The 21,672-nt window shown below is 68.0% G+C and carries 25 protein-coding genes and 1 tRNA gene; 18 read left to right on the top strand and 8 right to left on the bottom strand.

Going from position 1 to position 21,672, the window contains the following annotated elements; translation table 11 throughout:
• Nucleotides 1–112: 112 nt before the first annotated feature.
• The 5 genes from ACFWP3_RS29920 to ACFWP3_RS29940 form a co-directional block, all read right to left on the bottom strand.
• Complete coding sequence (locus tag ACFWP3_RS29920) at nucleotides 113–2,476, bottom strand: DNA topoisomerase (RefSeq protein WP_384227151.1); 2,364 nt, start codon at nucleotides 2,474–2,476, stop codon at nucleotides 113–115.
• Nucleotides 2,477–2,781: 305 nt separating this feature from the next.
• Complete coding sequence (locus ACFWP3_RS29925; RefSeq protein ID WP_384227153.1) at nucleotides 2,782–3,093, bottom strand: hypothetical protein; 312 nt, start codon at nucleotides 3,091–3,093, stop codon at nucleotides 2,782–2,784.
• Between the two features lie 168 nt (nucleotides 3,094–3,261).
• Nucleotides 3,262–4,410: a hypothetical protein gene (locus tag ACFWP3_RS29930; protein WP_384227156.1), complete on the bottom strand. Its 1,149-nt coding sequence runs from the start codon at nucleotides 4,408–4,410 to the stop codon at nucleotides 3,262–3,264.
• Nucleotides 4,411–4,427: 17 nt separating this feature from the next.
• Nucleotides 4,428–4,835, bottom strand: a complete 408-nt coding sequence (locus ACFWP3_RS29935) for a hypothetical protein (protein ID WP_384227158.1) — start codon at nucleotides 4,833–4,835, stop codon at nucleotides 4,428–4,430.
• A 289-nt stretch (nucleotides 4,836–5,124) separates the two neighbouring features.
• Complete coding sequence (locus ACFWP3_RS29940; RefSeq protein WP_384227161.1) at nucleotides 5,125–5,922, bottom strand: hypothetical protein; 798 nt, start codon at nucleotides 5,920–5,922, stop codon at nucleotides 5,125–5,127.
• Between the two features lie 668 nt (nucleotides 5,923–6,590).
• Between ACFWP3_RS29940 and ACFWP3_RS29945 the strand changes: the two genes are divergently transcribed.
• From ACFWP3_RS29945 to ACFWP3_RS29965, 5 genes are all read left to right on the top strand, one after another.
• The gene (locus ACFWP3_RS29945; RefSeq protein ID WP_384227163.1) at nucleotides 6,591–7,040 is read left to right on the top strand and encodes a homing endonuclease associated repeat-containing protein; all 450 of its coding nucleotides are present in this window, start codon (nucleotides 6,591–6,593) and stop codon (nucleotides 7,038–7,040) included.
• A 62-nt stretch (nucleotides 7,041–7,102) separates the two neighbouring features.
• Nucleotides 7,103–7,309: a hypothetical protein gene (locus ACFWP3_RS29950; protein ID WP_384227166.1), complete on the top strand. Its 207-nt coding sequence runs from the start codon at nucleotides 7,103–7,105 to the stop codon at nucleotides 7,307–7,309.
• 61 nt (nucleotides 7,310–7,370) lie between these two features.
• The gene (locus ACFWP3_RS29955; RefSeq protein WP_384227168.1) at nucleotides 7,371–7,880 is read left to right on the top strand and encodes a hypothetical protein; all 510 of its coding nucleotides are present in this window, start codon (nucleotides 7,371–7,373) and stop codon (nucleotides 7,878–7,880) included.
• A gap of 203 nt (nucleotides 7,881–8,083) precedes the next feature.
• A complete protein-coding gene (locus tag ACFWP3_RS29960) occupies nucleotides 8,084–8,422 on the top strand; it encodes a hypothetical protein (RefSeq protein ID WP_384227170.1) in 339 nt (112 codons plus the stop codon).
• A 100-nt stretch (nucleotides 8,423–8,522) separates the two neighbouring features.
• Nucleotides 8,523–8,948 carry a hypothetical protein gene (locus ACFWP3_RS29965; protein WP_384227172.1) on the top strand — a complete coding sequence of 142 codons (426 nt, stop codon included), beginning with the start codon at nucleotides 8,523–8,525 and terminating at the stop codon, nucleotides 8,946–8,948.
• Between the two features lie 58 nt (nucleotides 8,949–9,006).
• Here ACFWP3_RS29965 and ACFWP3_RS29970 read toward each other — a convergent pair whose 3' ends face one another.
• Nucleotides 9,007–9,432 carry a transposase gene (locus ACFWP3_RS29970; protein ID WP_384227175.1) on the bottom strand — a complete coding sequence of 142 codons (426 nt, stop codon included), beginning with the start codon at nucleotides 9,430–9,432 and terminating at the stop codon, nucleotides 9,007–9,009.
• Nucleotides 9,433–9,921: 489 nt separating this feature from the next.
• Between ACFWP3_RS29970 and ACFWP3_RS29975 the strand changes: the two genes are divergently transcribed.
• The 9 genes from ACFWP3_RS29975 to ACFWP3_RS30015 all read left to right on the top strand — a co-directional run bounded on the left by ACFWP3_RS29975 (nucleotide 9,922) and on the right by ACFWP3_RS30015 (nucleotide 14,736).
• Nucleotides 9,922–10,170: a hypothetical protein gene (locus ACFWP3_RS29975; protein WP_384227177.1), complete on the top strand. Its 249-nt coding sequence runs from the start codon at nucleotides 9,922–9,924 to the stop codon at nucleotides 10,168–10,170.
• Between the two features lie 9 nt (nucleotides 10,171–10,179).
• The gene (locus tag ACFWP3_RS29980; RefSeq protein ID WP_384227179.1) at nucleotides 10,180–10,704 is read left to right on the top strand and encodes a hypothetical protein; all 525 of its coding nucleotides are present in this window, start codon (nucleotides 10,180–10,182) and stop codon (nucleotides 10,702–10,704) included.
• An 80-nt stretch (nucleotides 10,705–10,784) separates the two neighbouring features.
• A complete protein-coding gene (locus ACFWP3_RS29985) occupies nucleotides 10,785–11,600 on the top strand; it encodes a hypothetical protein (RefSeq protein ID WP_384227182.1) in 816 nt (271 codons plus the stop codon).
• A 75-nt stretch (nucleotides 11,601–11,675) separates the two neighbouring features.
• The gene (locus ACFWP3_RS29990) at nucleotides 11,676–12,140 is read left to right on the top strand and encodes a hypothetical protein (RefSeq protein ID WP_384227184.1); all 465 of its coding nucleotides are present in this window, start codon (nucleotides 11,676–11,678) and stop codon (nucleotides 12,138–12,140) included.
• Nucleotides 12,141–12,205: 65 nt separating this feature from the next.
• Nucleotides 12,206–12,745, top strand: coding sequence for a hypothetical protein (locus ACFWP3_RS29995; protein ID WP_384227186.1), 540 nt, complete (start codon nucleotides 12,206–12,208; stop codon nucleotides 12,743–12,745).
• A 3-nt stretch (nucleotides 12,746–12,748) separates the two neighbouring features.
• Nucleotides 12,749–13,180 carry a hypothetical protein gene (locus ACFWP3_RS30000; protein ID WP_384227188.1) on the top strand — a complete coding sequence of 144 codons (432 nt, stop codon included), beginning with the start codon at nucleotides 12,749–12,751 and terminating at the stop codon, nucleotides 13,178–13,180.
• Nucleotides 13,180–13,779 carry a hypothetical protein gene (locus ACFWP3_RS30005; RefSeq protein ID WP_384227190.1) on the top strand — a complete coding sequence of 200 codons (600 nt, stop codon included), beginning with the start codon at nucleotides 13,180–13,182 and terminating at the stop codon, nucleotides 13,777–13,779. Before ACFWP3_RS30000 ends, ACFWP3_RS30005 begins: the two co-directional genes overlap by 1 nt.
• Before the next feature lie 118 nt (nucleotides 13,780–13,897).
• Nucleotides 13,898–14,068: a hypothetical protein gene (locus tag ACFWP3_RS30010; protein WP_384227192.1), complete on the top strand. Its 171-nt coding sequence runs from the start codon at nucleotides 13,898–13,900 to the stop codon at nucleotides 14,066–14,068.
• Nucleotides 14,065–14,736: a hypothetical protein gene (locus ACFWP3_RS30015; RefSeq protein ID WP_384227195.1), complete on the top strand. Its 672-nt coding sequence runs from the start codon at nucleotides 14,065–14,067 to the stop codon at nucleotides 14,734–14,736. The genes ACFWP3_RS30010 and ACFWP3_RS30015 overlap by 4 nt, the downstream gene beginning before the upstream one ends.
• 255 nt (nucleotides 14,737–14,991) lie before the next feature.
• On the opposite strand, the gene ACFWP3_RS30020 is transcribed toward ACFWP3_RS30015, so the two are convergent.
• Nucleotides 14,992–18,717 (bottom strand): hypothetical protein, encoded by a 3,726-nt coding sequence (locus ACFWP3_RS30020; protein WP_384227197.1) that lies wholly within the window; start codon nucleotides 18,715–18,717, stop codon nucleotides 14,992–14,994.
• Between the two features lie 488 nt (nucleotides 18,718–19,205).
• Nucleotides 19,206–19,282: transfer RNA gene (locus tag ACFWP3_RS30025), tRNA-Met, on the bottom strand.
• 169 nt (nucleotides 19,283–19,451) lie between these two features.
• Between ACFWP3_RS30025 and ACFWP3_RS30030 the strand changes: the two genes are divergently transcribed.
• The 4 genes from ACFWP3_RS30030 to ACFWP3_RS30045 all read left to right on the top strand — a co-directional run bounded on the left by ACFWP3_RS30030 (nucleotide 19,452) and on the right by ACFWP3_RS30045 (nucleotide 21,617).
• Nucleotides 19,452–20,156: a SpoIIE family protein phosphatase gene (locus tag ACFWP3_RS30030; RefSeq protein WP_384227199.1), complete on the top strand. Its 705-nt coding sequence runs from the start codon at nucleotides 19,452–19,454 to the stop codon at nucleotides 20,154–20,156.
• A gap of 259 nt (nucleotides 20,157–20,415) precedes the next feature.
• Nucleotides 20,416–20,625 carry a hypothetical protein gene (locus ACFWP3_RS30035; protein ID WP_384227202.1) on the top strand — a complete coding sequence of 70 codons (210 nt, stop codon included), beginning with the start codon at nucleotides 20,416–20,418 and terminating at the stop codon, nucleotides 20,623–20,625.
• Nucleotides 20,626–20,703: 78 nt separating this feature from the next.
• Nucleotides 20,704–20,883, top strand: coding sequence for a hypothetical protein (locus ACFWP3_RS30040; RefSeq protein ID WP_384227204.1), 180 nt, complete (start codon nucleotides 20,704–20,706; stop codon nucleotides 20,881–20,883).
• A 131-nt stretch (nucleotides 20,884–21,014) separates the two neighbouring features.
• Nucleotides 21,015–21,617: a hypothetical protein gene (locus ACFWP3_RS30045; RefSeq protein WP_384227207.1), complete on the top strand. Its 603-nt coding sequence runs from the start codon at nucleotides 21,015–21,017 to the stop codon at nucleotides 21,615–21,617.
• Nucleotides 21,618–21,672: the final 55 nt, after the last annotated feature.

The raw sequence follows: 21,672 nt of genomic DNA on the forward strand, positions 1-21,672 counted from the left end.
TCCGGTCATCGTCCCCATCGCATCCTCATGCGGTCGCTGCCGCTGTCGCAAAAAGGCAGCAGCGGGCCCCGAGATCCCGGGCCCGCTGCTACTCGTCAGTGCCCGTCCGGCATCAACCGAACGACGGGACGATCTTCTTCTTGCCACCCTCTTCCTTCCAGGCGACCTCCGCGTCGAAGGTCTTGCCCTTGGCCGAAACGAAGCCCGTGCCCCGGATGGTCTTACCTGCCGCCAGGTCCCTGCGCTGCGCATCGGTGAAGGTCACCTGGCACCAGGACCGAGGCGGCTCGTCGCCAGAGCCGAAGTCCGGGACGATCTTCTTAGCCTTCGCGTCCCATCTCACCTTGCAGCCGAAGGCCTTGCCTGTCCTCGCGCTCACGAAGTCGTCGATCTCCAGCGCCTGGCCCGCCAGAAGCTCGGTGACCTCCGCCGGCGTGAACGTCCGACCAGACCACTTCGTCGGCGTGTCCAGCCCTTCCAGCTGGAACCCGACGAACTTGCGGCCCTTGAAGTCGCCGACGCCGAGCGCGCCGGTGGCCGTGAAGGGCTTGTCCGCCCTAGACCTCGCCTCGAACGAGATCGTCTCGCCCGCGAGCAGCTTCGTCACCTCGTCATCGCTGAACATGTGGCCCGACCAGACCCTTTTGAAGGCGACCTTCTTCGAGCCACCTGGAGCGGCCTGCCACACGCCCTCGGCGTGGGCGGCGCCGACCTGCTCCTTCAGGCCCAGCTCAGCGCGCATGGACGCGGCGTTCTTCGTCATCGTGGCGATGTCCTCGCGCACCCAGTCGGCGACGACGGCCAGGCGCTCCTGGGCGGTCGCCGTCCCAGCGGCGATGTCGCGCATGTCGGCGTAGACCTTCTCAGTAAGCCCGAGATCGCCGATGCGCGTGCCCGGCAGGAGCCTCCAGCTCAACTCGCCGGCCTGCGCCAGCCTGAGCTTCCGGCCCTTCTCGGTCAGCAGCGGGTACTTCGCCTTATCGTTGGTGACCTCCGAGTACGTCGAGGTGCGGGTCGCACCTGTACCCACGTCGCGCTTCTCAAGCTGCTTCATGAGCCACTTCATCGTCGGGTGCTCGGAGCGCTTGTTCGCGCCCTCGAAGATGAACGGCTTAGCGTTCTGGCCCAGGCCCTTGCCGGACTCGTTCCCGTCGCCCTCGTCCGTGTCGTCGCCGGCGTCCGGGTCGAACACGGCCCTCCAGCCGGGGATCTTGGGCACGTTGGCGATGCCGACGAAGTCCGGGTACTTTTCCACGTGGCCCTTCTGCTGCTCGTAGAGGTAGTCCTCGGCGAGCATGGCCAGGTAGTTTTTCGCGAGCATCTCGTAGATGAGCCGCCCGGCCTTGCCGTACTTGCGCTCGACCTCGTCCAGCGACGAGGGCACCTTCGGACCCGGACGGTTCGCGCCGTGCGCGCCCTGGGGTTTCACGTGCGTGGGCCGAGGCTGGCGGTGCGTCAGAAGTCCAGCGTCTACGCCGACCACAGCGGCGATCTTGTCGACCAGCGGCGCGAGGTCCTTGAACTGCTCAGGCGTGATCGTCTTGTCTTCCGTACGCGGGTACGAGACAACCTGGTCCTCGTACATCTTCTGGTAGGTCGAGAGCGTCAGGTTCGCCTTCACGTCCTTGCCAACGAGCATCGAAGACAGGGAGGCAAGGTCGAGCAGCTTCGGCGGCGCGGCCTTCTTGTCCGCCTTACTGTCCAGGACGACAGCGGAAGAGCCGTACTGCTGCGACACCTGGCCCTTCTGGTCGCACCGCGGCTCGTCCGGGTTCGTGTACATGACGTCGTTCTCGTCGCGGAAGCGGTTCTGGAAGAACGGCTTCCTGACGTACGCGTCGTAGGCCTTCTGCTGGTCGCCGACGAGAGAGACCATCGCCGACTTCAGCCGGCCCTGGCGCAGCACGAGGTCCTGGCCGGACTGGCGGCCCATCGCCGTGGCGATACGGGTGAACTGCATCGAGAGGAAGTCCCACTGCGAGCGGTACATCGCCTTGCGGTAGTCGCCCTCGTCCTGCATGGAATTCACAGGTCGGCGCTGCTCGAAGGCCTTCTGGATCGAGGCCTTCGATTCGTCGGTGAACTCCATGCGGCTGAACCGCGCGCCATGGAAGCCAAGTTCGTCGATCGCCTCCCAGAAAAGTAGATCTCCCTCGCCGGACGGATCCAGGTCCGTGGCGATGACGATTTCGTCGCCGCGGCCGAGCGCGCTGCGCAGCGCCTTGATAACGTCCGCGACGTTCTTCTGCGGCTCGCGCTTCCACGAAAGATCCTGGGGGTTCCACGGAAGATTGCTCAGGTCCCACTTCTGATAGGCGTCCGCGAGCGAGGCGTCCACCATCGCGTGCGGCTGGGCGAACTCGTAGAGATGACCCCTCAGGCTCGCCACCTCGTAGGGCGTGCCCTTGTAGCTGCCCTTCGTCCCGCCGAGGGCGCTGGCCATGTTCCTTGCTGCACTCGGCTTCTCGGCGACCACGATCGCGACCATGTTGACTCCTTCTCGTCGTTCACTTGGAAACGAGTACGAGCCTACTCGAAGAGGATGGGCGAATGAGAGTCGAAAGGAGTCCGAAAAGACTTTGAATGGCGCGAAGGGCATGTAGAGAGTGCCGGGCCCCGGCGCGCTGTTCGAGCAATCGCCGCTCGTCGTAAAAGGAGAAGGCCCGAGATGCTGTGCCTCTCGGGGTCGCCATCTGTCGAGCGCTGTAACCGCCCAGTCGGCAACGCCACGCCAAGCCGGACGCAGTACACCCGCAGCACCTTGCCGAGAGTCTCGAGTCCTTACGGGTGCTTAAGACCTTCCTCCAGCTCCTTCGGTCGGATGGGCCGCACACCGGCCACCTCGGCGACGTGCTTGCGCGTGGCCTGACCCTTGAGCTTGATCAGCAGATCCGGCAGGTCCGCGGTCAGGTCCTCGAACATCCGGAACTTCTCCCGCTCGCCCATGCGCGTGTGGCCGACGTGGATCGCGCCACAGCTCTCTTCGCACCAGTACCAGCTCATCGACGCGTCTTCCCGGAGCTTCGCGGGGATCTCCTGCTCGCTCCGGTAGCGGCGCCTGAAGGCCCACGCCTTTCGCGCTGTGTCCGGCATCCGCGCGGCGCGTCCTCGGGCTGCGAGGCTGGCGCGGCCATACCCGCACACCGCGGAATGCAGTACAGGCCGAGGTGCACCGGGTCTCCTGGGTGTGGAGGCCCAGACCCTGACCGCACGTCTTGCAGCGCTGCCGGGCGGGAAAGAGCTTCTCCTTGCTCGTCGCGGTCATCGAATCGGCCGTCCTTCCCGCTCGCGTTCAAGCTTCAACTGCTTCCTGGTCGCCTCCCGGGCCTTGTCCCGGAAGTAGATCGCCTCCTTGTGCGTGATCGGCGCGTCGTGGAGGTTGTGCGAGCCCCGCAGGAAGTTCTCCGTACGGTCGGCGATGGAGTACGCCAGCGCCTGCTCGACCACCGCGCTGGTCTGGCGCACCTCGCCCAACTCGGCGCACAGCTTGCGCAGCAACCCGTCCCGCTCGCGTTCAGCGGCCTCGATGTTCGCCAGGCGTGCCACCACGCTGCCCAACAGCGGGTCGCGGGAGCGGAACAGCTCGACGGCACGCTCGGTGGCAGGATCGGCATCAAGGTGCAGGTCGAGCTGCGCCAGCAGGAACGCCGTCACCAGCGTGCCCTGGCTCAGCCGCCGGCTGAACTCCCGAGCAGCGTTGTCGTTCACGCCCAGCTCGCGGACCGCGGCTGCTCGCAGCTGCTCCCGCAGCGCGTTCATGATGCTCTCGGGCAGCGCCTTGATGTGCGGCTGGCTCTGCACACCGGCGAGCCGGAAGCCCGACTGGGGGAGCGTGGAGGTCTCGGCTGTGCTGCCCGAGCCCCCCTTCGAGGCCGCGCTCTGCACGGCGTCCTGGTGGTCGGTGAGCTGCAGTGATCCAGGCGATACATGCTCGGGTTCATCCGGTGCGGCGACGACGTCATGAGCAGCGACTTCTGCTGTGGTGGCGTCCTCGACGTCCGGTTGCGCCCCGGGGGGCGGAACGGCATCAACCGCAGGGCTCGCCGGTGCACCGCCCGGGAGCACCCCGTCAGCGGTGTTCTGTCCGCCGCCGGCACCACCGCGCTGATCGGATCCGCTGGCCCGCTCGGAGTCGCCGGCGTCGGGCTCGTGGTCCGGCTCCAGGTTCGGGCGATCCGCTCCGGCTTCCACGTCGAGATCAGCCTGTGGGATTTCAACCTTGAGTTGAGAGTCGACGTCGCCAGCCTCATCGAACTGCACATCCGGCTCGGGCGTTGCCGCCTCAGGTTCAGGCTGTGCCGCCTGGGCCTGGACACGCTTGAGCTCCTCGCTCCCGCCGCGCCTGTAGGCGTCAAGAAAGGACGTGTCCACCTCCATCACCTCGTCGGTAGGAGTGGTCGCCTCCAGCATCTCTGCGAAATCCCGGCTCATGTGAGCTCACCGTTTTCGTCATCCAAGAGGTAGTTGTCGCCGCGGGTGAGCCCGATCAGCGAGTCGAAGCCCGTGGTGACGAGGCGTTCGAGGTTCGCCGAGTTCTTTGCCAGTGCCGCGACCTGGTCGACGAGCTCGTTGAGCCGCGCGATCTCCAGGGTCGGGAGGTCATAGTCGAGGTTCTCGCGACGGATCTTCTCGATCACCGCCTCGGCCACGTACTCGTTCACCGAAGAGAACCCACGCTTGTCGGCCCAGTACTCCGCGCGCTGCTTGTCGTCCGAGCTCAGCCGGACGAACATGCCCTGGCGGCCACCACTGCTGCTCTGCGTTGCGCCCGGCGGCTTCTTCTTCGTGCTGCGCACGGGCTGCGTTGTCTTCTCCAACTCCTGTGAGACGGTCATGCGCGGCCTCTCCCTGCCTCATTTGACTGATCTATCAGTCGACCCTATCAATGCTACTTGATAAGTCGCCTACGCTCTTTGCGTTAGGGTTCGATAATCAGTAAGGTCGCAGTCGCGCCCAGTCTGACCCCGGCGGGCATCGTCGCAGTAGCCGGCCCTGCTCGATTCCTTTCCCCTCGGGCGGGGGTATCTGCTGTGGAACCCACCCACCTTCGCATGACGGCGAGAGGAGAAAGGACCCGGTGCGATATGTCGCACCGGGTCCTTCGTCTGTCTGATGGATGCCCGCTCAGGAGCCGGGCGCGGGAGTTGGCGTCGCGTTCGTCGTGCAGTCGACAAGCTCCTGGGTAAACCTCGGGGACTGCCAGATCGCCTTGTCCTTGTCGTTCGGCAGGTGTTCGACGATCGACCCGGTGCTGAGGGGTGCGCCGCCGGCGAAGAAGTGCAGCGCCTCCTGGCCGAAGCCCGCGTTGTGCACCACGGTCGACAGGCACTGGCCGGCCGCCGCGTAGGTCTTCTTCTGGCTCTCGTCCCGGGCGTAGGAGGAGAACATCGAGACCAGGCCCTTGGTGAGCTCGATGGATGAGTTGACCGGCTGATCCGCGCGTACCGGGTAAGCCGGTTTCAGGTTCGGCTTGCCAGGTATGGGCTTCGCGGCTGCCTTCGGGGGCGCGTAGCCCTGAGCCTTGAGGCTGCTGCTGTCCGGAAGTGCAGCCTTGTCGATACATGCGTCTATGTCCTCGCGCAGCGACCGCGAGGCCAGCAGTGCGGCGTCGTCCTCGCTCACCTTGTTCAGTCCGTCGATGACTGCGCCCATGTCGTCGCCGTCAGCCTTGACGATGTAGGCCAGCGCCTCCTCTGGCATTCCCGCCTTCCGTGCTGCGCTGGCTAGGCAGGCTCCGCGGTCCTTTCTGGAACTTCCGGCGCCCTGGAGGGCGAGCTTGTCCAGCGCCTCGCCGAGAGCCTTGTCGGTGACCTTGGTAGTGATCGTGGTCGGCCTTGGTGTAGGCGCCGGCTGTGTCTCCTTGGTCGTGCTGCTGTTGCCGTTGGAACATCCAGCGAGCGCAACGCCCGCGGCCGCAGCCAATGCCGCAGCAGAGAGTCCAGCCTTCCTCGTCCTCCAGGTCCTCATCGCTTCTCCCCTCGCCTCTCCTGTTGCCCGGCCAGTCTGATTGGATCGACTGGTCTCTGAGTGCATCTTATGCGAATGCCTATTGAATGATGGCCTGTGATGAGTCAGGATGTCGCGAGATAGAGGATGCAGAGGATGCGCAGAGCGGGACTCGGGCGCGCAGAGTGCCTGCGGGTCTGTTTGGCGCTTGGGGATCAACGGAGTTGATCCGGAAGGCTCTGCGATACGTCGTGTGCGTGTCGGCTACGGGTGGCCCCCTGGTGGGCGGCTGTTCGTGGGCTTCTCATCTCCTCCCACGAAGGACTGCTCGCCATGACTGCCCTTGCTTTTGATCGGGCCACCGCCGACGTCGATCTGCTGACGCTCACGCTGCACGTGAGTGATGGCCGGAAGGCCTGCTGGCGACCGTCTTCGAGGGCGAGAACCCGGTCTACGCCGACAAGCAGGCCGCAGCCTGGCTCAGGGAACTGCCGTGCCGCGCCGCCGAGATGGACGACTCGACCTGCTGCGGTCGGCTCCCTCGGACCTTCAACGCGGTGCTCGCGTCCATCGCCCGCGGACAACAGCTCATGCAGGTGGCCTTGCTCTGACGCACGCCCGATTCCGGAAGGAGAGCACCGGACATGACTATGCATGCTGCGCACGTCCCCGCGCCCATGAAGCCAGGTCCGGTCGTCTATACCGACCAACAGCTTCTCCGAGTGCTCATCCGCCTGGCGCAGGGGGAGAGCATCCTCGGACGTCGGACGTTCGAGCAGCGCCGTGGGGACGCAGACCCGTCTGCTCCGCTCTACGAGCGCCGCTTCGGCAGCTGGAACCGCGCACTAGAACTCGCGGGCCTCGACACGGTCGCACAGCCCGAACAACTGCAGGATGCGACGACGAAGTGGACCCAGGAACAGCTCATCGCCGCGATTCGCCGGTGTCTGCTGGTAACGGGATCCACGACGCTGGCGGCCTACGAGGCCTGGCGTACGGATCCGGCGAATCCGAAGTCTGATGTTCCGCCGGCTACCACCATCCGTTTCCGTATGGGCAGTTGGTCCCGAGCCACAGAACTGTCCTGCAACTGAAGTCATCACCGGCAGTCACGTCGACGCCGCCCCTCGGATACCCCGCGCCCGGAAGGACCCCCATGGACACCGAGTACGCCCCTGAGATCACCCACCCCGACACCACCTGCCGCGCCTGCTGCACCATGATCCAGTGGATCGCCTGCCCGACCGGCGGTTGGTGGGCGCACGCCGAGCACCCAGCAGACGGACACGACGCGGAGCCCGCAGCCGACCTCGACAGTTCCGCTGCGCAGCACGAGGACAAGCGCACGAAGCTGAACGACTGACCGTGCACTCCTTGGGCGCGGGCGGTTCGGTCCGCGTCCTGTTTTCCTGGGAAGGGGATTCATGACGGACGTATTCACCGTCTGCATTCTGGAGCCGTGCTGCGAGAAGTCGGAGCCGGGTTACACGCCGAGATCGAAGCCGTACTACGTGCGCACCCCGGGCTGGTCGGACTCGTGCAACCACCTGCGCAGCGAGCGGCGTAGGGCGACGATCACGGAGTACGAGACGCTTGAGGGAGCCGAAGCCGAGTACCAGGGCAAGGCGCGCGGCTGGGGGTCGACGGATGGATGGCTGTACGAGGGTGAGGTGCCGCCGGAGGGCGAGCGGTTCCGGATCATGCCGGTCAAGGGCACCCTGACCACGCACTTCTGGCATGGAGAGCCAGTCGAGATCCCGTTCCCGACTATCGACCTGGCCCGCGAGTATGCCGAGGAATACCACGAGTATCCCGACGGCGGGCACCACAAGCAGATCCTCTACAACATCGTCGGCGACCAGGACACGGTGGTGCGCTGGTCGTCCTACACGGTCAAGGTCGGAACTGAGCTCACCGCCGACGACTGGGCGTAGCACGTACTGAGCTAGCGAGGGAGCGTAGACCCGCTGCCTCCCCAGATCCTGTAGTCCCAGCGGAAGAGCGGCCGTAGGGCAGACGGCGAGACGGATGCGGATGCACCAGTCCCTGTCCGCCGGCTCCCGCTGCTTCATTCCGTTCCACCCCGCCGGGCTGTGCACAGGGCGCTACCCGGACCAGTCAGAGAAGGAGAGCAGAGGTGCGCGTCTACGCGGCTTTCGGCCTCGGCTTCAAACACGAGGGGGTCGAGCACACCGCCGAATTCGCCTGGGAGTTGGGCGAGCTCCCCGTTCCCCGGCGAAGAGACCGGATCGCCTTCGGTGAATTGATCACGGTCGTCGACAGAGTCCAGTACTCGTGTATGGACGCCGGATACATCGCCACGCGCGACCACGAGGAATCTCCCGTGAAGATCGATCTCTCGCTGCGACTGGCCAAGGCTACGCGCCAGGGGAAGTACGAGCCGCAGGAGTTCCACTCGATCCTGTCCGAGCTGCCCAGTGTCACCGACCTGTGCGTGACCGGCATCTGGGAGTAGCCCCACCCTCCGACATCCGCGCCCGGCCTCTGCTAGCCCACGCTGCCTGTCCTCCCCGGCGGTGTCTCGTCCGCCTGTACTCACCATGACAAGGAACGCCGTGTTCAAAACTCCATTGGCTGCGCTCCCGCGCGACGCGGCCCCCGCCGATATCGCCGAAGTACTCACCCAGCTCACCGAGGCCCAGGCCATCCCTTTCCACCTGTGGGACCGCGCATACAGCGCGCGCATCCAGAAGTTGGCCGGATGGCTCCACTGCGCCGCGATGTGGCAGGGCCAAAACCTCACCGAAGCCGCCGACATCCCCGAAGGGGACGGCCAGGCCGTGCTCCACGCTCTGATCGACGCGCATGCAGTCATGCTGGCCCGCCACGAAGCCGAGCTCGCGCCGCACAAAGACGCCGACGGAGCACTACTCGGCAACGACGCGGTCACCGACCGGCACGCCGAGGAGACCGTGGAGATGCTCGGGCTCGTCATGGCGGTGCTGGCCGGTGAGTTCGGACGGCCGCCGAGCACCCCGTAACTGCATCTCCGCACAGGCCGTCAACTGGCTGACGGGCGAAGCCCGGTGGACTGGTGCCTCACGCGGCCCGTACGCCGGGATTCGAATTTTCGGCATACCTCATCTGAGTGCTGCCGGACTTCCTCCCCGAGTAGCCGCGGCGCCTGCACCAGGCTCCGAGCCGTCCGGGGGTGAGCCCCGCGGCGGAGTCAGGGGTGGGGTATCGCTCCAGGAAGGCCAGCGCGATATCGCTGTCGAGGCTGGCGAACATCGCCTTGCCGCCAGGCCAGTGCTCATCGAGGAGAGCGGCGAGGCGGTTGACGGCGGACACCCGGGCCTCGAGGTGATCGGCGCGGGTCCGGGTGAGGGCCTGCAGGTCCATGGTCGCCTGCTCGGTGGGCCCCAGGCGGGGCAGCAGGTGCCCGTCGGTGCGCAGGTAGTCGGCGAGCTTCATGCTGTCGCCCGCGTCGGTCTTGGCTTTGGAAGCGCCCCAGCGCGGGCGCATCGCGTGGAAGGCTCGGGTGGACTGGCACGACGGGATGCCCGGCGGCCAGCAGCCGGTCCACGGCCAGGCCGCGTGTCGTCTCGATCGCCACCGGCAGATCCGTCGGGGCGCCGTGCTTGCCCAGCCGGACCAGAGTCTTGGCGAACCCTTCCTCGGTATGAGCCAGTTCTCACCTGTCGATGCGCTTGCCCCAGGCGTCCATGACCGTCACGTCGTGGGTGTCGGTCGCCCAGTCCCATTCGATGAACACGAAAGAAGTACTCCTGTGCCGTTCGCGGAGCACCTGCCCGGTGGTGAGGTCGTCTGCCGGGAGCTCATTAATCGGCCCTCTGCGGGGCGTGTCCCTGAAGCCGATCAGACGGCCTCGGTCCGGCGGGGCCGGCGGAACTCATGCTGGCCGTCGAGCGGCTCGCAAAAACGGCCGTGCACCCACCGGAACCGAGAGGTCACAACCCTACCCGTGAGGGCTGCAGAAGGGATGGTCCTCTAATGAGCAAGGGCACCGTCGCAACGGCCGCCGCCTGGGTCCTGCGGGCGGGATCTCAGACGACGCACCGCACCCTCTGCGGCTGCTGGCCCACCGGCTCGCGGCCGTGCTGGGTCGACGAATGGGCCGAGGAACGGATCGGCCTCGCGGCGTCGGACGAGTGGACGTTCATCGCCGAGATAGACGGCGGCCAGTGGCGCGCCCGGCGGAAGCCGGACGGGGCACTGGAGTACACGCACACGAACTTCTAGGCGGCCGTCATGGGCTATCTGCTTGCCGGTCGCTACGCCGACAACAACCGCATCGTCGTGACCCGGGGCGAACCGGCCCCGGATGACTACGAATGGGACGACGACGAGAAGTTCCCGAAGGACTTCTTCGTGATGCACTACTCGACCACGGACGACCACGAGGAAGCGGTCCGGTTCCTCTACCAGGACAAGGCCGAAGGAATGCGGGATATGCCGGGGATCTCGGATGAGGTCTACGGCACGGAAATGGACAACGAGGAGTGCGAGATGGCGCAGAACTGGACGCTCGGCGGCGAGATCGACATCGAGGACTGCGACGTGCTGAGGCTCGACCTCACGACCGCAGACATGCCTGAGGACGAGATCAAGCAGTACATCGATGACCAGCCGGGCCACCGGTCCTGGTGCGACACCTTCGAGGCCCCGAAGCTCAGCGACGCGATCAAGACGCTCTTCGAGACCTACGGGGACTTCGACATGGTCGTCACGCCCGCCGGCAAGGTCTTCGAGCGAGCGGAGCCGGTTTCGGCCTGACCAGCCCGGCACGGTGCAGGCGCGGGTTCGATTCCCGCGCCGGGCGCGCAGCAGACCATCCCTGTTTCGGAAGGAGAAGCATGAGCGGGTACGGAAGCATTCGCGCGGTGCGCAACATCATCGTGGAGACCCTGACGGCGGAGGGGCGTGAGCCGAGCGCCTACAACATCGCCGGGATCGCGCGGGACGCCTTCACCGCGCGGAGCGACGGTGGGTACAGCGCCGCACTGGACGCCGAGGTCTGGCGGTCCGCCGTCGACAAGCACCGCCGCCCGTTCGGGCGCGGTGACCTGGTGCGCGTCGCGGTCAGCGCGAAGAGCGGGCACACAGAGATGCACTACGGCAAGATCTCTCAGTTCCGGAAGGCCAACGGAGGCATCTACCGCGGCCGACCGGTCAAGCCGCACTCCGCGTACGTCGAGCTGGACCACCACACCCGCGGCTGGCTGGGCCCCCTGACGGAAGTTACCCCGGTGCTTGACGACTTCGAGGTCACCCGAGAGTGGTCGGAGATCCACCAGGGGTGCCTGTCGGGGGACTCCGGCTACAAGTGCCGGCGCTGCGGATCGTTCTCCTACAAGAACGCCCGGGTCATGGCTGTCCACAGGTTCAGCGGCCAGCGCGTCCGCCTGTGTGAGGAGTGCTTCACCGACGACGAGCTCGGGCGGCTCGGGCACGAGGTCATGTTCTACGAGCGCAACAGCAGGCAGACCATCACCGAGCTGGCCGAGAACCCCGAGCTGATCACCGAAGCGGCCTGCGACTCCTACTACGAGAAGTCCGACGGCGAGGTGTACCGGGAGTGGGCGGACGCCTTCCCGTGGATGGTCCCGGTCAAGGCCGCCGAGCTGTACGCCGCCTGGAAGGAGCAGGCTCGGGCGTCCGCCGCCGCGTGAGGCAGAAGCAGCAGCAGTTCAGACGGGGGTCGGCGAGTTTCGCCGGGCCCCTTCTCGTTACCCAGCGGAGGTGTGATGTACCGCATCGTGGTCACCGAGCAGCACCACAGCACGTTTCTCGGGTACCGGCTGGAAGACCTGGACGACAAGGACGCCGCCGCAATCCGCGAGGGCCGCATGGTGCTGGCCGCCATCGGGCTGGAGAAACGGCGCGACGACGGTGTCTGGGTCCGCAAGGCCGAAAAGATCAACTTCATGGTCCCCCCGGATGCCGTGGGCGAGTACCCGCACTTCGAGGAGATCGCCGACGAGAAGACCCGGTTCTGGGCCTCCGACATGTGGGGCGCCACGCTCGAAGCGCCGGCCGGGGGGAAGGCCCTCTGGGGCCGGCCCATGACCCCCTGCACCGTGGTCGAGACCGAGACCGAGCCGTACGACCACGGCATCAAGCACACCGGCTACGTCCTCATCCGCGACATGGGTGGCGTGCGCCGCCGCGTCTCCGCGGAGCAGGTCTCGATCGAGCCCTCGGGGGCGTGAGCCACCCCCTGAAAGTCCGAGCCCCCGTACACGAGGTGCGGGGGCCCCATCGTGATTGGAACGGAATGCAGACCAACAACACTTACCTCTACTCCGGACGCCCGATCGTCGATCGCACCCCGATGCCCGACGGCCGGATGCTGCGCCTTGCGTACGGCCACGGCGTGGAGCCCTGGGCGGCTAGCTTCCTCGGCGAGCAGTGCGGCAAGTACTTCACCGACGCCAAGGAGGCGTGGGGGGACTACGCGCGCCGCACGGTGGAGGGCCTGGGCCTCATCGTCGCCCCGGCGGGGTCCGTGGTGATCACCGCCGAGCAGATCGAGCAGGTGCAGGCGTCGGCGACGGGCCTGGCGAAGCCGCACGACAACTTCGAGGAGGCCATCGGTACCGACAGCTGCGAGACCCACGTCCGCCTCCAGGCGGAGGACGACATCGCCGAGTCGGCCATGGACATGGGCAATCTCCTGCGGGACCTCCGGCTCTACACGCCCGCCGCCGAGCCCGAGGAGGACGGCGAGGACGAGCCCGCCGCGACCGAGGCGCCGCAGCACACGACCGGGACCTTCGTCGACGCCGTCACCAACGGCGAGAACTGGAACCGGTGAGCCATGCAGAACCGAGTGAAGCTCCCCTGCGGCATGACGACCGGGTCGGGCCCCCGATTCAGCAGCCGTGGAACGCTCGTCACGTGCAGCGCCGCGTTCTGCGACAACGAGGCGACGCACGTCTTGGAGTTCGTCCCGCGCGAGGGCAACCCGGAGCGATGGGGCGCGTACTGCGAGAACTGCCCGGAGCGGCGCATCGCGCCCGCGGTGGAGGTCGACGCGGCCCGCGAGCAGGGCGTGCGCATCCACGACCAGTCCTTCGATACGACCCGGCTGCCGCTCTCGGACGAGCACTGGCGGTACCGCGAGTTCATCGACGAGGAGCGGGCCGAGATCGACCTGATCAAGAACGGGGAGCTGGTGGAGACCTACGTCAGCCCCGGCGTCTTCGAGTGGCGCAAGCCCAGCAACGAGAACGAAGAGAACATCCGCTGATGACCGAGCCCTACTTCGACTGGTTCGAGGACCTGACGCCCGAGCGGAAGCTGGAGCGCCAGGTCCTTCTGCTTGCGCTGGCTCACCCTTGGACCGGGGTCGAGTCCGACCGCCTACGCACGATCCTTCACCGCGAGACCACGAACCAGATCGCCGAGCTGGTCGACGTGACCTGGAGCCTCAAGCGTCGTGACCTGCTGAACATCGTCCCTGAGCCTGACGACCCGGACCGCGGCCCGTGCACGTACTCGCTGACGCCGGCCGGCACGGTGCTGGCTGGCGAGGTTCTGGAGCAGGCCCGCTCCTGCGGCAAGTACTGGCGGCAGCAGCAGCCGGACCTGCCGCAGATCGAGGAGATCGACAACACCGAGGGGAAGGACGAGGGCACGGTCGCGTGGCACTTCCACAACCTGGTGACCGACTCGGGCAGCCTGTCCTTTGTCACGTGGACGCGTGGCGAGCACTTCGTGCGGCTGTGGTCCCCGGAGGCCGCGTTCCGCGACGTGCTGGCGTGGAAGCCGCGCCGACTGGTGTCCTCGAACTCGGTGCAGGAACTCGCCGGAGCATGGGGGCCGGTCGGGCGGCGCATCCGTCGGTAACCCCGGCACCGAGCACTTCGTCGATGGCCGGGAGGTCATCTCCCTCATCGTCCACGGCATCCACGAGCACACGATCGACCCTGGCAGCTCGGGCGGCGACCACGCCTGGGCCTGCTCGATGTACGACTCCGCGGACAACGGGGGCATCCCCCCTGGGGTCCGCACCAAGTTCACCGACGCCATCGAGACCAGCGGCCACGACTGCAAGGCCGAGCTGTGCGATTCCTGCGAGAACTGCCTCGGCGAGCCCTGCCCGCTGATCACCAACACCAAGGAGATCCCCGCGTGAGCACTCTGGAGAAGGCGGTCGCGGCCGTTAAGGAGTTCCGTAGCCGCCGCAACACCATTTTCGACGACGCGTGGCAGCTCAAGCCCGGCTACACCACCGCGATGGCGGAGCGCTTCTACTCCGACTTCGGACAGACAGCTGCGCGTCTGCTGCCGGAGTTGATCGACCTCATCCACGCCGGCGACGTCGACCCCGAGCACGGGATGCGCTGCCACCGCTGCCTGGCCACCACGTTCCGGCTCAGCGTGCGCGGCTGGGCGAACTGCCTGGGCTGTGGCACGGGCGGCGCGACGAGCGAGTTCACCCGCTGCGACTGGTTCTGCGAGGACTGCGAGAACACAGCCGTATCCGACGAGGCCGAGCTGTGCCGACTCCACGACGAGCTGGAATCCAAGCGGAAGACGTACGCCGAAACGCTTATCCGGGTCGAGGGTGCGACGCAGACGAAGCTCACGCCCTTCGTCGGGCGGTGGATGGAGGTTCAGGCCCCGCACGGTACGACCTACGCCTTCGGGAAACTGCTCAGCGCCTCTCGCACGACCGTCTGCGTCGACCACGTGCCCTTCGTGATCAAGGACTACCGGTTCATCTGCCATCCGGCCGCCAACAGCTCCAACCGTGGTCCCTCCGGGTCATTCGTCATCCCCGTCCTCCTGGCCTCACGCTGACCGGACCGCTTCCATCCGCGCCTTCGGGAGGCGTGCCGGCGCCCGCCCAGCCAACCATCCCAACACGGGTGGGGCTGGTCAGGGTGGGCCTGTGGATCTGGTGGCTGCCGGTGGTGGGGTTGGCCTGGGCGAGGAACCCGGCAGCTAGTCCTGGGCGGCGAGGAGCACGTTATCGGCTCACTGCCACGAAGCATTCGCGGCAGCGCCGCCAGCGGTAGGGCTGCGACGCCTGGTGCCCGCCGCAGGTGGTGGTCGCTACCAGGCCGTGGAACGTTCCACGTCGTTGGCGTAGCGGCCAAGGGCCTGTCCGAGGTCGGACCGGCCCTCGGTCCCGGGTTCGGAGGCGTCGACGGCGTCCTGCGCGGCTTGGATCACGGCGTGGGCCCGGTAGTCGATCTGGCCTTGGCTCCCGCCGGTGCCGGCCACCAGCGTGGTCAGGATCCGTAGGGCATCCGGGTTCTGGGCACTGCGGGCGGCTCGCTGCGCGACCCGGTCGGGGTACTTGATGTCTGGGGTTGCGGTGACGGTGCGCAGAGTCCGGGTCAGCCACTGGCCCTGGTCGGTTCCTCTGGCGAAGGCGAAGTGGCCGATACCTACGAGGGCAGGTGCGAGGGCGGGGACTCCGTCGACGAGGTCCAGGGCCTGGTCCCAGAACTGCAAGGCGCGCTGGTGCAGTGGGAGGGGGCCGGCGACATCTTCGATGGGCAGTACCCGGGCGATGTCGCCGAGGAGCGTCGAGACGGCCGCCGGGCCGCCGTCACCGCTGATCAACGTGGCAAGGAAGTCGGAGCCGAAGGTGCCAGGGGAGTGGAGCAGGGTGGCGGCGAACCGGTCGAACACCTCCTCGGGTGCACCGGCGCGCAGGTAGTCCATGACCTTGCCGGGGCCGAGGTCGCCGAGCACCGCGAACTCGTCGGCGCCGAGGCGGCGCAGCGAGCGCAGCCAGGTGTGAATAGGGGCGAACGGCGCGGCGAGGTCGAGCAGGGTGGCCTGGTGGTCGGTGTACCAGGGCAGGGCGTAGTGGCGCAGCGGGGTCAGGGCCGCGCCGATGGCGGCCAGGGCACGGTCGTCGCGGCCGTCGGTGACGAGCTCGGTCAGTTGGGTGGCGGCTTCGGCGGGCAGCTCGCCGTGGTCGGCTGCGCGGCGGACGGACCACTGGAGGAAGGCGACCAGGGCGAGGCCGCCGGAGGTGGCGCTTGCGGTGACGTAGGGGTTGTCCGGGACCGAGGCGGGCGCGGTCCAGGCGCGGACGGCGGCCATCAGCCAAGTGACGGCCGTGGCCTCGTCCATGCCGGGGTCGGCTCCGAGCGCCCAGGCCTGGCGCAGCAGCTGGGCCAAGAGGTAGCGGGCCCGTTCGTCGATGTCCGGGTCGGCGCTGCCTTCACCTGCTTCGAGCTGGTTCTTCAGGTCCCAGGCGGCGGTGCATGCGTTGGTAAGCAGTCGTCCGTCGTCTTCGGCGAGGCCTGCCTGCTGCTGGTCGGTGTGAAGGGTCTGCAGGTAGACCGTGCGGAGGTCGAACGAGCTGAGGGTGGCTGCGACGGCCGAGATGTCTGCCGCCCAGGCCGCGGGGTCCGCGTGGATGGCGGCTTCCAGCATCCGCAGGTCCGTGCGCTTGTAGTAGTCCCCCTGCGAGGGAGTGCGTGCCGAGAGCTCGGAGGCGCCCTCAAGGACACCGTGCTCCTTGCAGCGGGTTACGAAGTCCGCCACCGTGCTTTCGCCGTGGTCGGGGTACGGCCCGATTTTGATCAGCGGTTCGGTGAGGGCCGGGGGTGGCCCGGTGAACTCGGCCAGCAGGTCCAGCACCGGGCCCCAAGGTGCCAGCACCGACGCGGGCGCCACCTCCGAGAGACAGTAGACGGTCCGCCAGACGGGCTGGAGAGCGGACTCCCACTCCTGCTCCGGCATGTCGGCCGCATCCTCGCCGAGGAGCTCGGCCAGCGCTTCCGTGCCGCCGAGCACGGAGACGAGCGTGCGGGCGTAACGGCCGTCGTTGTCGGCAAGCTCGGCGCGGGCGGCCCGCAGTGCCTCCGGGCCGGGCACCGGACCGAAGCCTTCGGTCAGGGCCGCCTCGAGGTCGACCTGGTTCGCCGGTTCGCGGGTGCCGATGGCCACCTGGACGAACCGGCCGACGTCCGGGGTGAGGTAGGTCATGGCGCCCAGGCGGGCGAGTACCGCGAAGGCGGCCTTCCACCACGAGGCGTCCGGCGGCGCGACCTCGGCGGCGTCCACGAGGTGGACTGCGATCAGCCGCTCGCGCTCCCAGCCGCCCAGGGTCTTGGCCGTCCAGGCACCGGTCCGTGCGGCCAGGCTGGTGTCGGCCTCGCTGAGCTCGATGCGAGCGAACTCGAGGCAAGCCGCGGCCGCGAGCCGGGCCCCTGTCAGCGCCCGCCCCCCGGCCACGCTCGGCGCACGCAGGTCGTCGCTGATCTGCAGCTGGCCTCGGACGCCTTCGACCGCGAGGTGGGAGGCCAGTACGGCCACGAGTCCGGTGCGGACCCGCTGGGCCAGTTGCGTGCCACCCGTGCGGCCGGTCTCCAGCAACTGGGCCAGCACGGTACGGATGTTCCATGAGTCGGCCGCGGAGCCGTCCGACCCGACGGACAGTGCCTTGACCGCCGCCTCCACCCACGCGGTGTCCCGGTGTGCCGGCAGGGTCTCCTGCGCCCAGTAAACCGCCATGGTCCGAACGCCGTCGACGGAGTGCTTCTTCAGCGCGCTGGTGACCAGGGCCGCGCCGTGGCCGCCGAGGTGCCCGCACAGCAGGACGAGACCGGCGGTGGCTTCGGGGCCGGACCGCCAGATCGTCTCCAGGCGCTTTCCCTTGTTCAGCCACTCCACCAGGCGGGCGGGATTCTCGGCAGCGAGACGCTCGAGGTAGGGCCTGGCCGGCCACCGGCCCTCCTCCGGTAGAAGTCGGACAGAGTCCAGATTCTCCAGCCACTCCCAGCCGGTGAACCGCGTGAACAGGTAGGGGGCGGCCGCGGGGTTGTGCAGCTTGTTGACCTTCTGGATCTGCTCCGGAGTCGGTGAAGCGACCTCGCCGAGAGCCACCCACTCGGGGGCCTGGTCGACGACCGTGGCGACGAGCTCTTGGATCAGCACCAGGCAGTCGTGCAGCATCGCGACCGCCGTCACCGCGCTCGCCTCGCCACCAGGGTGTACGACCCCGGACCCGATGCCGTACTGCTCCGTCCAGAGCTTGAATGCCGCCATTTCTGCCTTGCCCGGCCGCTGGCCGGTCGCGTCGTGGACCACCGTGGTCAGCTGCATGACCCGGTAGGAGCCCTGCTGCTCCTCCATCTCGCACAGCCGCGCGTAGGCCGCACCGACCGCTTCGAGCCGCCGGTCGAGCACCGCCCGACGGCGGAACTGCTCGTCCGACCGGATCTGGTGGAGCTCGCGCAGCGCGACTGTCAGAGGGTGTCCGACGGTTAGCGTCTGGGGCACCGTGGTCCCGAACCCGTCGACGGCGTCCAGCACCTTCTGGGTTGCGCCGAGCGCCGAGATCAGTGGGTGCCCGGCTTCCGTAGCCGCGGTCCGGGAGCGGAGCAGCTTGACGATGGCCTTCCCGAGAGCACTGTCTGCGTCCACCCTTTGAGGGAATGCCGGCAGGGAGTCCAGGGCCTCGATCAGGCCGTCTACCGGAGTCGCGGCCTTGCGCGAGCCGTCCGTGTTGAAGACCGTGCCGAGGGACTTGGAGACCTCAGCCTGGGCGGCCTTCAGCCCCTTGTAGTTGTTCCCCCCGATCTCCATCAGGCGCTCGATCGCAACCCGGCACATCGCCTGCGCGGTGACGTACGGCTCTTCGCGGCCGTCCGGCTCACACAGCATGGCGCAGATGTCACGCAGCAGGCCAAGCGCGACCGCGCCTTCCTCCTTTGGCCCGAAGTCCTGCAGCCGCAGGGCGAACAGGGAGCCTTCCGCCAGCAGTGCTACGTCGTCCGCCGATGGCCTGGTCCGGTCAGCCTCGAAGATGGTCACGGCGGCACGGTACCGGCGCGCCTGCCTGCGTGGCGATCAGTTTCGGGGGATGCCCCGGGAGGCCGTCGAGGCCGTTCGGTCGGGCCGCCTCTTCAGCCGTTCCGGATTCCTGGCGGCTCGACGACTGCCCGCTGGCCAGCCCCAGTGGCGGGTAGCGTCGTCTGCTCCTGAGCCAGGTCAAGAATCTCGCGGACCGCTTCGTACTCCGGCCGGGGGCGGGATGAACCGGCAGGCGGCCCTCGGGGATGCGAATCAGCCGCTCGACTTCCGGAAGCAGCGGCGTAGGCACGGGCCTGGCGGGGCAGAGCGACCTGAGTGGCAGGGACGGCGAGCCCGGGTTGCTGATCCTGCACGGTGAGACGGTGGAGTACGACGGCGCGGATGTGCACCGTCGCACTCTTGGTGGCAGCTTCCTTAGCCGTGTAGCCACCGGCGGGCCCGGAATGCTTACAGCCCCCTCGACCTGCTGGTCGAGGGGGCTGTCGCGTTGGTAGCGGGGACAGGATTTGAACCTGCGACCTCTGGGTTATGAGCCCAGCGAGCTACCGAGCTGCTCCACCCCGCGTCGGTAGGACCAGCCTACGCCACGGGCCGCAAGCTTCCGACCGTACTCTGGCCGAGTGGCGCCACTTCTGTCCATCCAGCCTCACTTTCGGCATCCAGCCCACTCTTCTGCCTCGGGGCGCCTATAGGGGTGAGGGGCCACGGCGGTCCCCGGGATGAAGGAGGTCACGGTGAACGAGGCGGGTAACTCGGCGATTGTGGTGGGCCGGGCGCAGCGACCGGGGACGGCGGCGCCGTGTGCGGACGGGATGGACGTGCAGCGGCGCCGGACAGCGGTGTGCGCGGCCGTGGTGGACGGCGCCGGCCACCACCCGGACGTCGTGCGGTACGCGGGGCTGGCCCCGGCGGTGATCACCCACTTCGGTGTGGTGCTGGGCGGGCTGCCCGGTCTGATGACGGCCGGCCAGATGGGTGCCGCGTACGATCTCCCGCCGCACGCGTCCGCGGTGGTGGCGTTCATGGAGCCCGGGGCGATGACCAGCGTGCACTGGATCGGCGACTGCAGGTCGTACGGCTTCGACGGGATGGAGCTGACGCTCTGGTCGGACGACCAGACCATGGGCAACTGGTTGAGGCGCAACGGTGGTGCGGCGGTGGAGTTCGACGCGGCCCAGCACGACAACTGGGCCAGGCTGGGGCTGGCCCAGGCGTCCGCTGCGACGTGCCGGCAGGTCCAGATCCCCGAGGAAGTGCCCCTGGTGCTGCTGGTGTCGGATGGGGTGTCCGACCAGGTTGAGGAGGAGCTGCTCGCGCGGTTGTGCCGCGACCACGGGCAGGACCCGCAGGCCCTTGCGGACGCGATTGTGGCTGCCGCCGAGGCGGACACAATCGGGTACCGGGACGATGCCACCGTGGTAGTCCTGCGTCGGACCTGACATCCGGCGGCCCGCGCCGGCGCTCCGCATTCCCGGCGCGCCGGCGTCAGGGCCTCCAGTCCTCGTGGCTGACCTCGCCGGGCGCGGGCCAGCGCCGTTCGAGGATGCCGTCCAACTCGAGAATGGCGTCCAGCTAGCCACCGCGGCGGAATCAGCAGGGCACGACGGTCCATTCGGCGACCTGGCGACCTGGCGGCCTGCGAGTCAGCGGCCGCGGCGGTAGCTACCTGGATCTCGGCCAGTCAACGGCATCAACAGAGTGCTGACCCGAAACAGGCGTATCGAGCGCGCGATCGAGCTTCACTTGAGCACCGCCGGCGAAGCAGCGATGCCGCGGCCCGCGTTGTTGCCGGATGCCCAAGACCTCAACATCGCGATCAGCAAGCTGCAGCTGTTCTGCGAACGTTCAGCTGGCGCCGTTGCCCGGATCAGCGATTTCTATCGCGAGCGGGCGCTGACCGGTGACTGATCTGGATCGACGCAGTCGATCCGGAAGTAGATCTGGAGGGGCGTCGGCATCCCCCTTGCCTACGGGTGCGATTGCTTCGTGGGCCCTGCGGCTGGTCAGGTCGAGACCGAGCGCCTCGCCGACGACTTCGCGGCCACCGCCGGAATGCACGGCGCGAACCCCGACCTTGGCGTCACCTGGGGCATGACCCGCCAGGGCGCAAGCAAGCGCTGGCCCCACCCGGTCAGCACCGAGGCTGTGAGCCCGTCCCGGTGGTGAATCGCCACCACCGCGAACCGCAAGGTCCAGAAGGCGCCCGAGGACCTCCCGTACGACACGAGCGAAGAGGCCGCGGCTGCCGCTGGCATCTTCCTCGCCGCCAACACCACCACGACGGACGGAGACACCACGTGATGCTCGCGATCGGCGCGCTGCTCGGCTGCGCCGCCACTCTGCTCGTCCTCTCCCTCAGGCGCCACCTGACCCGCACGCCGCACTGCGGGTGGTGCGCGACCGCCTCGAACTGGTCCACCTCCCAGCACGACACCCTGCTCTGCCGCGGCTATGTCCAGGACCGCCGCCGCGAACGGCTGCGTGACATCAGGCACGGCCGCCCCGTCGAGGAGCCGAACCCGTGGGGCGAGGCGTACCTGCTCGACGAAGAGATCGCCCAGCGAACGGGAGCCGACGCATCGGAGACCACCACAGCCGCCGACTTCGCCCAGGCGCTCGCCGAGCTGGCCGACGGATACCCGACCGACCCGGAGGGCACCGCGCACGTGATCGTCAGGGTCACCGATCCGGTGACCGGCGAGCAGCACCCGGTCTCGATTGAGCCGGGCCAGCTCGCCTGGGTGACCGCCCTGGTACGGGGCGAGCTAGACACCTTCCGCGCCGCCCATTCCGACGGCACCGGCTACTGCGGGCACTATCGGGGCACCGGCCTCGCGGGTGGAAGCGGCGGCGCTGCCCTGCTCGCCGAGCTGCCCGCCGACGACGGGAGCCATCCGTGACGTCGGTCGCTCCGCGGTCAAGACACCGGCCTGGCCGCCCGGCTGCGCGCCGTAC

Origin of the sequence: Streptomyces sp. NPDC058525, from assembly GCF_042719495.1 — a bacterium.
GTDB lineage: Bacteria > Actinomycetota > Actinomycetes > Streptomycetales > Streptomycetaceae > Streptomyces.

Coding starts and splice junctions, on each gene's coding strand:
- ACFWP3_RS29945 (WP_384227163.1), top strand. CDS start 6,591: ATGACTATGCATGCTGCGCACGTCCCCGCGCCCATGAAGCCAGGTCCG.
- ACFWP3_RS29995 (WP_384227186.1), top strand. CDS start 12,206: ATGCAGACCAACAACACTTACCTCTACTCCGGACGCCCGATCGTCGAT.
- ACFWP3_RS29970 (WP_384227175.1), bottom strand. CDS start 9,432: ATGCGCCCGCGCTGGGGCGCTTCCAAAGCCAAGACCGACGCGGGCGAC.
- ACFWP3_RS30000 (WP_384227188.1), top strand. CDS start 12,749: ATGCAGAACCGAGTGAAGCTCCCCTGCGGCATGACGACCGGGTCGGGC.
- ACFWP3_RS29930 (WP_384227156.1), bottom strand. CDS start 4,410: ATGCTGGAGGCGACCACTCCTACCGACGAGGTGATGGAGGTGGACACG.
- ACFWP3_RS29935 (WP_384227158.1), bottom strand. CDS start 4,835: ATGACCGTCTCACAGGAGTTGGAGAAGACAACGCAGCCCGTGCGCAGC.
- ACFWP3_RS29955 (WP_384227168.1), top strand. CDS start 7,371: ATGACGGACGTATTCACCGTCTGCATTCTGGAGCCGTGCTGCGAGAAG.
- ACFWP3_RS30010 (WP_384227192.1), top strand. CDS start 13,898: ATGTACGACTCCGCGGACAACGGGGGCATCCCCCCTGGGGTCCGCACC.
- ACFWP3_RS29975 (WP_384227177.1), top strand. CDS start 9,922: ATGAGCAAGGGCACCGTCGCAACGGCCGCCGCCTGGGTCCTGCGGGCG.
- ACFWP3_RS29980 (WP_384227179.1), top strand. CDS start 10,180: ATGGGCTATCTGCTTGCCGGTCGCTACGCCGACAACAACCGCATCGTC.
- ACFWP3_RS30005 (WP_384227190.1), top strand. CDS start 13,180: ATGACCGAGCCCTACTTCGACTGGTTCGAGGACCTGACGCCCGAGCGG.
- ACFWP3_RS29925 (WP_384227153.1), bottom strand. CDS start 3,093: ATGCCGGACACAGCGCGAAAGGCGTGGGCCTTCAGGCGCCGCTACCGG.
- ACFWP3_RS29990 (WP_384227184.1), top strand. CDS start 11,676: ATGTACCGCATCGTGGTCACCGAGCAGCACCACAGCACGTTTCTCGGG.
- ACFWP3_RS29985 (WP_384227182.1), top strand. CDS start 10,785: ATGAGCGGGTACGGAAGCATTCGCGCGGTGCGCAACATCATCGTGGAG.
- ACFWP3_RS29950 (WP_384227166.1), top strand. CDS start 7,103: ATGGACACCGAGTACGCCCCTGAGATCACCCACCCCGACACCACCTGC.